This window comes from Nocardia africana NBRC 100379, from assembly GCF_001612635.1.
In the GTDB taxonomy this organism is placed as follows: domain Bacteria; phylum Actinomycetota; class Actinomycetes; order Mycobacteriales; family Mycobacteriaceae; genus Nocardia; species Nocardia africana.
The window spans coordinates 328,444-341,200 of sequence record NZ_BDAV01000006.1 but is presented as its reverse complement, the minus strand read 5'-3'; the positions used below and the strand labels follow the sequence as shown (position 1 = coordinate 341,200).

The window sequence follows — 12,757 nt, the reverse complement described above, 5'->3', positions numbered from 1 at the left end:
GCGGCAGGCAGGATGATACTGCACCTAACCTGGAGGGGACCTCGAAGCGCTTACCGGACAGGCGAATTCAGCATCGACCTACCGGCGGAGGATCCCGATCGGCCCCAGCACCCGACGACAGCAAAGATAGCAGCAATTCCGTGTGGCAGCGACCGATTCGTTATCTACGGCTCGGTAGGAATATCTTCATCGCCGGTGTTTCGCAATCGTCCTGTTTCGGTGAGGCTCAACTCACCTCGAAAGATGGTGCAATTCCGCTCAGGGCGGTGGCGACGGCGAGGTGTAACCGCAGGTCGCGGGGCACGTGATCGTCGACGGCCCAGGATATTTCCTCCATCGCCCGCAGAAACGCCCAGTGGCATGCGCGGCCGGGGTCGACGCCGGTGGCGGCGGCCGTCGCGGTGACCATTCGTCGCGCGTGCTCGGCCGTCGGCAAGCGCTGAATCCGAATCATGATCAGGAAACCGATATCGAATGCGGCCTCGCCGAGATACGGCTTCGGGTCGATCAGCAGCCACGGCTCCCGTTCGGCGGCAACGATATTGCCCAGGTGGGTATCGCGATTGACGACGACCGGCGGTTCCCGCGGTGTGGTCAGCGCGGCGCATCGAGCCACCGCGGCGTCCACCAGGGTGGACGGAACGGCGTGGACCAGTTCGGGTTTCGGCTGCCCGAAGCGGACCGACCAGTCGGCGAGGACGGCGGAAACGGTGGGAATGGGGGGATATCCGTCCGGCAGCGCGACGGGCGGGCGGCGCAGACGCCGGTACAACCGGCAGGCCACCTCGACCTTGTCCGCATGTTCCGGCAGACCTTCCAGGCTCGGGAATCCGGGCTGTGCCAGCAGTGGCGTACCCGGCCGCGCCCACTCGAGCAGCAGGGCGCCGCTGCCGGGGTCGTAGTCGTGGAGGCGGACCGCTCCGTCGCCGCCGTAGCAGTAGAGCCCGGCCGCCTCGCCCACGTTCTCCTCGTCGACGATCGGGATCTTCAGCACCGCCACCGAACCGTCGGCGCGGCGGACGGGAGCGGCGTAGGAATGGGTGCCACCGGCGAAGGCGGCACCGAGCGGAGTCAGCTGCCACTGCGCGCACAGTGCCTCGACGCGCCCGGGAAGTTCGGTGAGCCAGGTCCGTCCGCGCGCGCCGAAGACGGTACTCACGGTCTCGACCACCTCGGGTGGGAGTGCGATCGGCGGTCCGGTCGGAGTCGGCACGGCCTCAGCCTGGCCGAGGGCGGCGGGGCAGCGCAAGCGGATTATCGCCTGTCCCTGGGCATTCCGGGCGATGTTCCCCGACGCGTGGCGATGGTCGGCCTCTAGGCTTGGGCCGTGGGAAACGAGCACGTGCGGGCCTCGGACGCGGACCGGGAGAAGATCGTCGAGCGGTTGCGCACGGCGATGAACGAGGGCCGATTGAATCTCGCCGAATTCGACGACCGGGTCCAGCAGGTCTACACCGCGCGTACCTACGGGGAGTTGTCGCCGATCCTGTCGGATCTGCCGGCGGTGCGGGACCAGCCGGGTGCCGCCCGGGCCGGGCGGGTGCCGCCGTGGGTGCTGATCATGTGGACGCCGTGGGTCTTCGTCAACATCCTGTGCGTCGTGATCTGGCTGGCCACCGGCGCCGGATACTTCTGGCCGTTCTGGGTGGAGGTGCCGTGGGGGCTGGCGCTGTGCATTCCGACCGTCATCGGCATCACCGTCGCAAGGAACCAGGCGCAGCGGCCGCCGGAGTGAACCCGCGCGAACGCAGACGGCTCGCCGAACCGATACCGCGAGGTACCGATTCGGCGAGCCGTACTCCCTGCAGGGGTCTCGATCAGCCCTTGTGGGCCTTGACCGCCTCGGTCAGCTGCGGCGCGACGTTGAACAGGTCGCCCACGATGCCGTAGTCGCTGATCTCGAAGATCGGCGCCTCTTCGTCCTTGTTGACGGCGACGATGGTCTTCGAGGTCTGCATGCCGGCGCGGTGCTGGATCGCGCCCGAAATGCCCAGGGCCACATACAGCTGCGGCGACACGGTCTTACCGGTCTGGCCGACCTGGAACTGGCCCGGGTAGTAGCCCGAGTCGACGGCGGCACGCGAGGCGCCGACGGCGGCACCCAGCGCGTCGGCCAGCGGCTCGACGACCTTGTGGAAGTTGTCCTCGCTGCCGACGCCGCGGCCACCGGAGACCACGATGGTGGCCTCGGTGAGTTCCGGACGGTCGCCGCCGACGACGGGCTCGCGGGAGGTCACCTTGGTGACGCCCTCTTCCTGAGCCGGAACCTCGACGGTCACCTTCTCGCCGGCGCCGGCCTGCGGAGCCGCCTCGATCGCGCCCGGGCGCACCGAGATCACCGGCACGTCGCCGGTGGCCTTGGCGTCCACGGTGAACGCGCCACCGAAGATGGAGTGGACGGCGGTGCCGTCGGACTTGACGTCGATGACGTCGACCAGCAGGCCGGAGCCGATGCGGGCGGCCAGGCGACCCGACACCTCCTTGCCCTCGGCGGACGCGGCGACCAGCACGGCGGCCGGCGACGCCGACTCGACCAGACCGGCGAGCACGTCGACCTTCGGGGTGACCAGGAAGCCCTCGACGTCGTCGGACTCGGCGACGTAGATCTTCTCGGCGCCGGCCGCGGTCAGCGCGTCGGCCAGCTTGTCGGCGGTGCCGGGGGCGCCCAGCACGACCGCGGCCGGGGTGCCCAGCGTGCGGGCGGCGGTGAGGAGTTCGGTGGTGACCTTCTTGGGGGCACCTTCGGCGTGCTCGACGAGCACGAGTACTTCTGCCATGTTGCTTCTCCTGAAGTCTGTGGTGATTGCGCTCGGTGGGCTCAGATGATCTTCTGACCGACGAGGTACTGCGCGACCTGGTTGCCGCCCTCACCCTCGTCGACGACCTTCTCGCCCGCGGTGCGCGGCGGCTTCGGGGTGACACCGGTGACTGCGGTGCCCGCGTTGCCCACGCCGACGGTCGACGGGTCGATGCCCAGGTCGGCCAGGGTGAACGTCTGCACTTCCTTCTTCTTCGCGGCCATGATGCCCTTGAAGGAGGGGAAGCGGGGCTCGTTGATCTTCTCGGTGACCGAGACGATGGCGGGCAGGTTCGCCTCGAGCTTGAACACGCCCTCGTCGGTCTCGCGCTCGCCGGAGATCTTGTCGCCGTCGACGGTCAGCTTGCGCAGGTGGGTGAGCTGCGGGATGCCCAGGTACTCGGCGATGATGGCCGGCACGGCGCCGGCGCGGCCGTCGGTGGCCTCGTTACCGGCGATGACGAGCTCGATGCCTTCGATCTGGCCCAGCGCACCGGCGAGCACCCACGCGGTCTGCACGGCGTCGGAGCCGTGGATGGCGTCGTCCTTGACGTGGATGGCCTTGTCGGCACCCATGGACAGCGCCTTGCGGATGGCCTCGGTGGCGCGCTCGGGGCCCATGGCGAGAACGGTGACCTCGCCGCCCTGGGCTTCCTTGATCAGCAGAGCCTCTTCGACGGCACGCTCGTTGATCTCGTCCAGGATCGCGTCGGCGGCCTCCCGGTCGAGGGTGTAGTCACCATCGCTGAGCTTGCGCTCGGACCAGGTGTCGGGAACCTGCTTGATCAGTACGACGATGTTCGGCATTGGTCTTCGTCGACCTCCTGTTCTGGTGGCACGTGAGGTGGGGTCGCACGATCGGGTGGCCGTACGTCCACGTGAAAAGCTCCGTCACATCTAAAGCTCCGTCCGGGAGATTACCCTACATTAAGTTACTCACGGGTAACTTAGGGTGTGATGTTCTCCATGGTCGGTCCGGGCGGCGGTGTGATACAGGCAACCGCTAACGTCGATCCAATGAGTGAGGCTGTCGTCTCCCCGGTGAGCGGGGAGTCTGCCGGGGTGGAGTCGCTGCCACTGACCGGCGAACGGACCGTGCCGGGTATCGCGGAGGAGAACTACTGGTTCCGCCGACACGAGATCGTCTACGCGCGCCTGCTCGAACGATGCGGTGGGGCAACGGTTCTGGAGGCGGGCTCCGGCGAGGGCTACGGCGCGAACATGATCGCCGACGTCGCCACCCGGGTGATCGGGCTGGACTACGACACCAGCGCGGTCGAACATGTGCGCGCGGCCTACCCCCGGGTCGAGATGATCCAGGGCAATCTCGCCGACCTGCCGCTCGAGGACGCCTCGGTCGACGTGGTGGTGAATTTCCAGGTCATCGAACATCTGTGGGATCAGGGCCGATTTCTGCGCGAATGCCTGCGGGTGCTGCGTCCCGGCGGGCAGCTGCTGATCAGCACGCCCAACCGGATCACCTTCTCGCCCGGTCGCGATACGCCGTTGAACCCCTTCCACACTCGCGAGCTGAATGCCGCCGAACTTGCGGAACTGCTGGAGCGAGCCGGATTCCGTGTCGACATGATGGCCGGGGTCCATCACGGCCCGGCGCTCGTCGCTCTCGACGAACAGTGGGGCGGCTCGTTCATCGACGCGCAGATCGAGCGGGCGCTGGCCGGTGAACCCTGGCCCGCCGAACTGACCGCGGCGGTGGCCGGTGTGCGCACCGACGATTTCGAACTGCGCCCGGCCCTCGGTTCGGCCGTGCCGGCGTGGGATCCGGATATCGACGCCAGCCTCGATCTGGTCGCCATCGCGGTGAAGCCGTGAGCGATTCGCGAGCGGTGCCGGGCCGGTTCAGCCTGGTCCTGCATTCTCATCTGCCCTGGCTCGTGCATCACGGCCGCTGGCCGGTGGGTGAGGAGTGGCTGTATCAATCGTGGGCGGCGTCCTATCTGCCGGTGGCCCGGGTGCTGAGAACCCTTGCCGCAGAAGGTCGTTCGCATCTGCTCAGCTTCGGCATCACGCCGGTGCTGGCCGCCCAGCTCGACGACCCGCACGCGCTGGCGGCCATGCATCACTGGCTGGGGAACTGGCAGATGCGTGCCGACGAGGCGTCGATGGCCGGCAAGCGCGAGCTGGGTGGCTACGAACACGCGCTGGCCGCCGAGGCTCTCGCCGATTTCGAGCAGCGGTGGCGGCACGGCGGTTCGCCGGTGTGGCGGGAGCTGATCGACGCCGAGGCGATCGAACTGCTGGGCGGTCCGCTGGCGCATCCGTTCCAGCCGCTGCTCGATTCACGCCTGCGCGACTTCCAGTTGCGCGAAGGTCTGGCCGATGCGCGGCATCGCTGGGGGCACACCCCGGCGGGGATCTGGGCGCCGGAATGTGGCTTCACTCCGGGGATGGAACAGGGCTATGCCGCGGCGGGTGTGACGCATTTCATGGTGGATGGTCCGGCGCTACGTGGCGACACCACCCTCGGCCGGCCCGTCTGGGACAGCGATGTCGTCGCGTTCGGGCGAGATCTGCAGGTCAGCTACCGGGTGTGGTCGCCGAAATCCGGATATCCGGGCCAGGCCCACTACCGCGATTTCCACCACTACGACCACGAGACCGGTCTCAAGCCGGCCCGTGTCACCGGTAAACAGGTCGCCGGTCCGGACAAGGCGCCCTATGATCCCGCGGCCGCCGCGGCGGCGATCGAACGCGATGTCGCCGATTTCGTGGCGACCGTGCGCGAACGGCTGATCACCGAATTTGAGCGCATCGGCCGGCCCGCGCTGGTGGTGGCGGCCTTCGACACCGAACTGTTCGGCCACTGGTGGCACGAGGGGCCGCAGTGGCTGGAACAGGTGTTGCGCGCGCTGCCCGAGGCCGGGGTCACCGTCGGCACCCTGGCCGATGCCCGGGCGGACGGCTTCGTCGGCGAACCCGTCGAGCTGGCCGATTCCTCGTGGGGGTCGGGTAAGGACTGGCGGGTGTGGGCCGGTGATCAGGTCCGCGACCTGGTCGAGCTCAACGCCGAGATCGTGCGTGCGGCCCTGGACACCCTGGACAAGATGGCCGCGCAGTCCGACGGCCTGCGCGACCCAGTCGCCGATCAGCTGCTGCGCGAGGCGATTCTGGCCGTCTCCAGTGACTGGGCGTTCATGGTCAGCAAGGATTCCGCGGCCGGCTACGCCCGCGACCGCGCGCATCAGCACGCGCATGCCGTCCGCGAGATCGCCGCGGCCGTCACCGCGGGCCAACTCGCCAAAGCACGGCAGTTGGCGGCAGGATGGTACGCGGCCGACGGATTCTTCCCCGCTCTCGACGCGCGCCGACTCGACGCACGAGGTACGGACATCCCCGCAGTCGGTCACCGCTCGGCGGGAGCAACAGAAGGACCGGCATGAAGATCTTGATGGTGTCGTGGGAGTACCCACCGGTAGTTGTCGGTGGGCTCGGCCGGCACGTCCATCATCTGGCCGTCGAACTGGCCGCCGCCGGCCACGAGGTCGTGGTGCTGGCCCGCCGGCCGATGGGTACCGACGCCACGACGCACCCCACCCACACCTTCATCGAGGATCGGGTGCTGGTGGTCGCGGTCGCCGAGGATCCGCCCGCCTTCGACTTCGGCGAGGACATGCTCGCCTGGACCCTGGCCATGGGGCATGCGATGGTCCGCGCCGGTATCGCGTTGAGCAAACCGGGTATCGCCGAGGGCTGGGCGCCCGATGTGGTGCACGCTCACGACTGGCTGGTCGCGCATTCGGCGATCGCCCTGGCCGAGTACTACGACGTGCCGCTGGTCTCGACCATCCACGCCACCGAGGCGGGCCGGCACAGCGGTTGGGTCTCGGGCCGGGTCAACAAGCAGGTTCATTCGGTGGAGTGGTGGCTGGCCCGCGAATCCGATGCCCTCATCACCTGTTCGACCTCGATGCAGGACGAGGTGGAAAAGCTCTACGGCCCCGAGCTGGTGCCGGTGACGGTGATCCGCAACGGAATCGACGTGGGGGCGTGGGCATTTCGCGACCGGGCGCCGCGTTCGGGTCCGCCACGACTGCTGTACGTGGGCCGGCTCGAATACGAGAAGGGCGTCCAGGATGCCATCGCCGCACTGCCGCGGATCCGGCGCGCGCACCCCGGCGCCACCCTGACCATCGCGGGGGTGGGCACCCAGTTCGAATGGCTGCGCGAGCGTGCGCGGGTCCATCGGGTGGCCCGCGCGGTGAATTTCGCCGGCCGCCTGGACCACGCCGAACTGCTGGGCTGGCTGCACGGCGCCGACGCGATCGTGCTGCCCAGCCGCTACGAGCCGTTCGGCATCGTCGCCCTCGAGGCCGCGGCCGCCGGAACGCCGCTGGTGACCTCCACCGCCGGCGGGCTCGGTGAACTGGTGATCGACGGCGTCACCGGAGCCTCGTTCGAACCGGCGGATGTGACCGGACTGGTCGAGGCGGTGACGGCCGTCCTCGACGATCCGATCGCGGCGCAACAGCGCGCCTACGCGGCTCACGCTCGGCTGACCGCCGATTTCGCCTGGGATGTGGTGGCGGCGGAGACGATTCAGGTCTATCAGGCCGCCAAGCGTCGGGTCCGCAATCCGCTGGGCCGCCCGGTCATCACCGAACGCCCACTGCCGGAACGGGATCCGAACAACCCGCTGTGATCGGCCGGGTCGCGGCGGTGGCAGCCGGGCGGCGGGGGCAGAATTTTCGGTATGGCTGTTCCGACGACTCGACTGCTGGTGCTGGCCCTGGTGCGGCTGCTGCAACCGGTGCACGGTTACGACGTGCGGCGTGAGCTGCTGTCCTGGCATGCCGACGACTGGGCCAACGTCAAACCCGGCTCGGTCTACGGTGCGCTGAACACCCTGCAGCGCGACGGGCTCATCGCCGTCGAGGGCGTGGGCCAGGACGGCGCGCGACCGGAACGGACCTCGTATCGGCTGACGTCCGAGGGGGAGAAGGTGCTCGCCGACCTGATCCGGGAGGGTTTGTGGTCGGCCGAGCAGCCGAAACATCCGTATCACGCGGCGGTGGCGCTGTTCCCGTTCGCGCCCCGCGGCGATGTGATCGCGGCGCTGCGCAGCCGCATCCTGAAGTTCGAGGCCGATCTGGCCTACTACGAGCGGGAGGAGCAGCGGATCTTGTCCGGCAGCGGCGATCCGACCGAAACCGAGCCGCACAACGTGGCCGACGCGATGGCGCTGGCCGCCGCCCACACCCGCGCCGACCTGGAGTGGTCGCGAAAAACCTTGCGGCGCATCGAGAACGGCGAGCTGGATGTCTGGCCCTCGACACCGGACGCCCTCTTCGAGCGTCCCCGGGAGCAGGCCGGAGCGGCAGATAATCAAGACTGAATAGTAAAGCTTGACTATTTGAGCCGTCGTTCCTACCGTGAGCGGTATGGAAACGACGGCTACCGTTCGTGACCGCACCCGCACCTCGGCGATCCGAGTACGGGGGCTGGCACGGACGTTCACGACGAAAACGGGACCGGTGCAGGCCGTGAACGGCTTGGACTTCGAGGTCCGCGAGGGCGAGATCGTGGGACTGCTGGGTCCCAACGGCGCGGGTAAGACGACCACCTTGCGGATGATCGCGACGCTGCTCGCCCCGACGGCGGGACGGGCGCAGATCGCCGGCGCCGATCTACGCGAGGCCCCGCGCGAGGTCCGCGCCCGCATCGGCTACGTCGCCCAGGGCGGCATGACCACCGACGACGAATTGGTGATCGACCAATTGGTCCTGCAGGCAAGGCTTTTCGGCCTGAGCAAGGCCGAGGCGACGGCGAGTGCCGAGCACCTGCTGCGGACGCTGGACCTGGACGGGCTCGGCCGTCGGCGCTGCCGCGAACTGTCCGGCGGGCAGCGCCGCCGCGTCGATATCGCCCTCGGCCTGGTGCATCGTCCGCGACTGGTCTACCTGGACGAGCCGACCACCGGACTGGACCCGCAGAGCCGCGCGAACCTCTGGGACCACGTGCGGCGGTTGCGCTCCGAGGGCACGACGATCGTGCTCACCACGCACTACCTGGAGGAAGCCGACGTGCTGTGCGACCGGATCCTGGTCATGGATCACGGCGGCATCGTCGCCTCCGGCACACCGGACGAGCTGAAACAGCGGATATCCGGCGATGTGATCAGCCTCGACATCGCCGACGCGCAGGCCGATCGCGCGATCGAGATCGCCGACACGGTGCTGGAGTTGCGCTCGAAACTGCGCGCCGGCGGGCTGGTTCATCTGACCGTGGCGCGCGGCGATGCCGCCGTGGTGCCGCTGCTGCGCGCACTGGACGAGCACGGCATCGTGCCCGGTGCGCTGACCGTGAAACGGCCGAGCCTCGACGACGTGTTCCTCACCGTCACCGGGCGTTCGCTGCGGGAGGGAAGATGAGTTTTCTGCGGGAGACCGGGTTGGTGTTCTGGTCGCAACTGCGCACTCAGCTGCGCAATCCGGTGTGGGTGATCATCGGACTGAGTCAGCCCGTGCTGTATCTGGTGTTGTTCGGCCCGCTGGTGAAGGCGATCGCCCCCGCCCTGGGCGCCGGCACCGATCCCTGGAAGGTGCTCACGCCCGCACTGGTGATCCAGGTCGGACTGTTCGGTTCCATGTTCGCGGGATTCGCGATGGTGCAGGAACTGCGGGCCGGCGTGATCGAACGCCAGCGCGTCACCCCGGCCCACCGCGGCGCACTGCTGGTCGGCCGGGTGCTCAAGGACATGGTCGTGCTGATCGTGCAGGCGCTGGTCCTGGTCGCGGTCGCGATGGCGGCGTTCTCGTTGCGCCCCAGCGCTTTCGGCTTGATCGCCTCGGTGCTGCTGATTTCGGTGATGGCGGCCGGGCTGGCCTCGGGGTCCTATGCTCTGGCGCTGTGGGCGCGTTCGGAGGACACCCTGGCGTCGGTGCTCAACAGCGTCTCGGTACCGCTGATGCTGCTGTCGGGCATCCTGCTGCCGATGAGCCTGGCGCCGCACTGGCTGCGGATCATCGCCGACATCAATCCGTTCCAGCACACGGTCGAGGCGGCGCGGGCGCTGTTCCGCGGTGATTTCGCGGTCCCCGAGGTCTACCTGGGCACCGGCCTGACGGTGGCGGTGGCCGTCCTGCTGATGGTGGTGGGCGCTCGCAGCTTCGCCCGCGAGAACGCCTGACCGCCGCTCGCTACCGCCGCGTCGCCGCGTCCGACGTGGCGGTTTCGGGCGGGTGGGCCAACTCGGGGGAACGACGCGATGAACGTTCGGTGTGACAGGGATCTCGTTCACCGGACTGGCATTCGCTCGACACTCGAACGTCGCCGCCTCGCCGAATCGGCCTGGCTTCATCGACACCATGACGCCATCGTCCGTGCTGAACCCGACCCGCACGACCGGCCCAGGGGTGGCGGCGCCACAGTACTCCCTGGTTGTGTCCTCCGATCTCGACCATCGCCGGGCCGCGCAGCGGCTGCGCTACCGGGTGTTCGCCGGCGAACCCGGATTCGACATTCCCTTCAGCGCCGAGGGCTTGGACGCCGACCGGTTCGACGAGCACTGCGATCATCTGCTGGTCCGCGACGAGGCGTCCGGCGACTTCGTCGGCTGCTACCGGATGCTGCCGCCGGACAAGGTGCGCGCGGCCGGCGGGTACTACACGGCCACCGAATTCGATCTGAGCGCCATGGATCCCGAAGGGCGCCGGATCGTCGAAATGGGCCGCGCCTGTGTGGTTCCGGACCATCGCAACGGCTCGGTGCTGACGCTGATGTGGGCCGGGATCCTGCACTACATCCAGCTCACCGGCTACGACTGGGTGATGGGGTGCGTCTCGGTGCCGATGCGCGACACCCCCGCCGATCCGCCCGGCGCGAACGTGGCCGCGGTCCGGGATCTGTTGCTGAGCAAGCACGCCGGTGATCCGGCCCGCCGGGTTCGCCCGTACCGGCCGGTCGTGGTCGACGGCCGCGGCCTCGACGAACTGGCCGCCCCGGCCCGGCCGAAACTGCCCCCGCTGCTGCGCGGTTACCTGCGCCTGGGCGCCGAGATCTGCGGTGAACCGGCCCACGACCCGGATTTCGGTGTCGCGGATTTCGTCGCGCTTCTCGGCCTGGAAACCATCAACACCCGCTACCTGGAACGCCTGCAGAGCGCTGCGGGAGCCATGGACGCCCGCGCATCGGACGCCGATGCCGCGCGGGCCCGCGATACGGGCGGAGGAGCACGATGACCGAGACAACCGATTTACGAAGCGGCGCAGACACTTTCGAACCGGCCAGGGCCGAGGCCGTCGGTGCGGCGGCGGAAACGCCGTTCGATCCTCTGCCCGTGGCGGAACCGCCGGCGGTCCACGCGTGGATGCCCGCGAGTCCGTGCGGCGCCGGCTGTGTGGCCGTGCCCGATACCGCGGGCGCGGTGCGGAGTGTGGCGCGGATCGCGGGTGTGGTGGGGTTGCTGGTGGCGTTTCCGGTGGTCAACGTGGTGACGCCGCCCGCCCGGCGGACGGGCTTGCATCGCCGGTACGCACGGGCCGTCCTGCGCTGCTGCGGAATCGCTTTGCGAGTCGTGGACGAGCGCGGTGCGGTCGGCGAGGGTGTGGCCGGCGAGGGTGCGGTGCGCGGCGGTGGCGCTTCGGGTGATTCCGGGCGTGGTCTGCTGGTGGTGGCCGGGCACGTCGGATGGGCCGATGTGCTGGCGTTGGCGGCGGTCTCACCGATGGGCTTCGTCGCCCGCGGCGATCTGGTGTCGTGGCCGGTGCTGGGGCAGCTGGCCCGGCTCATGCGAGTGATCTCGATCGATCGGGAGCGGTTGCGGCAGTTGCCCGAGGTGATCGCGGCGATGTCGGCGCGGCTGGCGGCGGGGGAGCGGGTCGGCATGTTCCCCGAGGGCACCACTTGGTGTGGCCGGGCCCACGGGCGGATGCGGCCCGCGTTGTTCCAGGCCGCGGTCGACACCGCCACGCCGGTACAGCCGATCCGGCTGCGCTATCTGAACCGCGACGGCGAGACGTCGACGGTCCCCGGCTTCGTCGGCGTGGACACCTTCGTCGACTCGGCCCGCCGCGTCCTGCGCGCCAAGGGCGTCGTCGCCGAACTCGTCCTGCTGCCGATCGAGGAACCGGGCAGCGACCGCCACGATCTGGCCGAACGCTGTGATCGCGCCATCCGCGGCCGCACCGAGGTGCGCATCGACGCGCACGCCACGGCCGTCGGCACCGGGCCGACCCGCGAGATCGTCGTCGCCGAAGCGGCCTCCTGACCGCATCGGCCGGCGCTCAGTCGTGCGTGATCAGGCGGTGGGCGGTCAGGACGATATGGTCGACACGACTGCGCAGGGCGGTGTTCTCCCCGTTCAGGCGGCGGAACTCGCGCATGAACTGCGCGGCCAGATCCCGCAGCTTGGTGTTCGTTTCCTGGGAACGCCAGCTGAGCACCCGGAACGCCTGTTCGGGACTGATGCCGTAGGCCAGCGTCAGCGCCCCCTTGGCCTGTTCGATCACCGCGCGGGATTCGATCACCTCGGGCAGCACTTCCGACAGCGCGTCGTTGCGTTCGTCGGCGATCGTCTCGGTGAGATCGACGAAGTATCCGCTGGCCCCGACCACCGTGCCGTCGTCGTCGGTGAGCTGTTCGCCGACGACGATGATCTCGTGGGTGTCACCGTCGGCGTCGACGATGCGGTGCTGACCGCAGATCGGCTCGCCGGTCTTCACCGACACCGCGATGCTGGCCGCCAGCTCCTCCCGGTCGTCGGGGTGCTTGTGCGACATGAGCAGTTCGGTGGTGGGTTCGGTATCGGCGCTGGGATATCCGTACATCTGCGCGGCCTCGTCCGACCATTCCCAGCGCTGATCGGCGAACCAGAATCGGAACCAGCCGACGCGATCGCATGGCTGGGTGCCGAGCACGCTCGTCAGTGGATCGAGCGGCGCGATGCGTGGCGACTGTTCCGTACTCACCTTCACAGTATCCGCTGTGTCGTGGTCGGTCGTT

General features: G+C 68.9%; 13 protein-coding genes. 9 read left to right on the top strand and 4 right to left on the bottom strand.

Annotation, left to right across the window (positions count from 1 at the left end; all coding sequences use genetic code 11):
* Nucleotides 1–226: 226 nt before the first annotated feature.
* Entirely contained in the window at nucleotides 227–1,213 is a 987-nt protein-coding gene (locus NA3_RS09725) for an aminoglycoside phosphotransferase family protein (protein ID WP_084491413.1), read from the bottom strand.
* Between the two features lie 114 nt (nucleotides 1,214–1,327).
* Here NA3_RS09725 and NA3_RS09720 point away from each other — a divergent pair, with 114 nt between their 5' ends.
* The gene (locus NA3_RS09720; RefSeq protein WP_062963227.1) at nucleotides 1,328–1,735 is read left to right on the top strand and encodes a DUF1707 domain-containing protein; all 408 of its coding nucleotides are present in this window, start codon (nucleotides 1,328–1,330) and stop codon (nucleotides 1,733–1,735) included.
* 82 nt (nucleotides 1,736–1,817) lie between these two features.
* On the opposite strand, the gene NA3_RS09715 is transcribed toward NA3_RS09720, so the two are convergent.
* On the bottom strand, nucleotides 1,818–2,777 hold the full coding sequence (locus NA3_RS09715) for an electron transfer flavoprotein subunit alpha/FixB family protein (protein WP_062963226.1): 960 nt from the start codon (nucleotides 2,775–2,777) through the stop codon (nucleotides 1,818–1,820).
* A gap of 41 nt (nucleotides 2,778–2,818) precedes the next feature.
* A complete protein-coding gene (locus tag NA3_RS09710) occupies nucleotides 2,819–3,604 on the bottom strand; it encodes an electron transfer flavoprotein subunit beta/FixA family protein (protein ID WP_062963225.1) in 786 nt (261 codons plus the stop codon).
* 210 nt (nucleotides 3,605–3,814) lie between these two features.
* Here NA3_RS09710 and NA3_RS09705 point away from each other — a divergent pair, with 210 nt between their 5' ends.
* The 8 genes from NA3_RS09705 (at nucleotide 3,815) to NA3_RS09670 (ending at nucleotide 12,023) form a co-directional block, all read left to right on the top strand.
* Nucleotides 3,815–4,630, top strand: coding sequence for a class I SAM-dependent methyltransferase (locus tag NA3_RS09705; protein WP_062963224.1), 816 nt, complete (start codon nucleotides 3,815–3,817; stop codon nucleotides 4,628–4,630).
* Nucleotides 4,627–6,198, top strand: a complete 1,572-nt coding sequence (locus NA3_RS09700) for a 1,4-alpha-glucan branching protein domain-containing protein (RefSeq protein WP_062963223.1) — start codon at nucleotides 4,627–4,629, stop codon at nucleotides 6,196–6,198. The genes NA3_RS09705 and NA3_RS09700 overlap by 4 nt, the downstream gene beginning before the upstream one ends.
* Nucleotides 6,195–7,457, top strand: a complete 1,263-nt coding sequence (locus NA3_RS09695; RefSeq protein ID WP_062963222.1) for a glycosyltransferase family 4 protein — start codon at nucleotides 6,195–6,197, stop codon at nucleotides 7,455–7,457. The genes NA3_RS09700 and NA3_RS09695 overlap by 4 nt, the downstream gene beginning before the upstream one ends.
* Before the next feature lie 51 nt (nucleotides 7,458–7,508).
* Nucleotides 7,509–8,150: a PadR family transcriptional regulator gene (locus NA3_RS09690; RefSeq protein ID WP_062963221.1), complete on the top strand. Its 642-nt coding sequence runs from the start codon at nucleotides 7,509–7,511 to the stop codon at nucleotides 8,148–8,150.
* A gap of 46 nt (nucleotides 8,151–8,196) precedes the next feature.
* Nucleotides 8,197–9,186 (top strand): ABC transporter ATP-binding protein, encoded by a 990-nt coding sequence (locus NA3_RS09685; protein WP_062963220.1) that lies wholly within the window; start codon nucleotides 8,197–8,199, stop codon nucleotides 9,184–9,186.
* Nucleotides 9,183–9,944 (top strand): ABC transporter permease, encoded by a 762-nt coding sequence (locus NA3_RS09680; RefSeq protein ID WP_062963219.1) that lies wholly within the window; start codon nucleotides 9,183–9,185, stop codon nucleotides 9,942–9,944. Before NA3_RS09685 ends, NA3_RS09680 begins: the two co-directional genes overlap by 4 nt.
* A gap of 178 nt (nucleotides 9,945–10,122) precedes the next feature.
* Entirely contained in the window at nucleotides 10,123–10,995 is an 873-nt protein-coding gene (locus NA3_RS09675) for a GNAT family N-acetyltransferase (protein WP_062963573.1), read from the top strand.
* Complete coding sequence (locus NA3_RS09670; protein ID WP_227995331.1) at nucleotides 10,992–12,023, top strand: lysophospholipid acyltransferase family protein; 1,032 nt, start codon at nucleotides 10,992–10,994, stop codon at nucleotides 12,021–12,023. The genes NA3_RS09675 and NA3_RS09670 overlap by 4 nt, the downstream gene beginning before the upstream one ends.
* Before the next feature lie 16 nt (nucleotides 12,024–12,039).
* On the opposite strand, the gene NA3_RS09665 is transcribed toward NA3_RS09670, so the two are convergent.
* The gene (locus NA3_RS09665; protein WP_227995330.1) at nucleotides 12,040–12,723 is read right to left on the bottom strand and encodes a PAS and ANTAR domain-containing protein; all 684 of its coding nucleotides are present in this window, start codon (nucleotides 12,721–12,723) and stop codon (nucleotides 12,040–12,042) included.
* Nucleotides 12,724–12,757: the final 34 nt, after the last annotated feature.

Bases quoted from the DNA above. Each gene is read 5' to 3' on its own strand.
- NA3_RS09715 (WP_062963226.1), bottom strand. From the start codon at position 2,777: ATGGCAGAAGTACTCGTGCTCGTCGAGCACGCCGAAGGTGCCCCCAAG.
- NA3_RS09710 (WP_062963225.1), bottom strand. From the start codon at position 3,604: ATGCCGAACATCGTCGTACTGATCAAGCAGGTTCCCGACACCTGGTCC.
- NA3_RS09705 (WP_062963224.1), top strand. From the start codon at position 3,815: ATGAGTGAGGCTGTCGTCTCCCCGGTGAGCGGGGAGTCTGCCGGGGTG.
- NA3_RS09680 (WP_062963219.1), top strand. From the start codon at position 9,183: ATGAGTTTTCTGCGGGAGACCGGGTTGGTGTTCTGGTCGCAACTGCGC.
- NA3_RS09690 (WP_062963221.1), top strand. From the start codon at position 7,509: ATGGCTGTTCCGACGACTCGACTGCTGGTGCTGGCCCTGGTGCGGCTG.
- NA3_RS09685 (WP_062963220.1), top strand. From the start codon at position 8,197: ATGGAAACGACGGCTACCGTTCGTGACCGCACCCGCACCTCGGCGATC.
- NA3_RS09675 (WP_062963573.1), top strand. From the start codon at position 10,123: ATGACGCCATCGTCCGTGCTGAACCCGACCCGCACGACCGGCCCAGGG.
- NA3_RS09695 (WP_062963222.1), top strand. From the start codon at position 6,195: ATGAAGATCTTGATGGTGTCGTGGGAGTACCCACCGGTAGTTGTCGGT.
- NA3_RS09670 (WP_227995331.1), top strand. From the start codon at position 10,992: ATGACCGAGACAACCGATTTACGAAGCGGCGCAGACACTTTCGAACCG.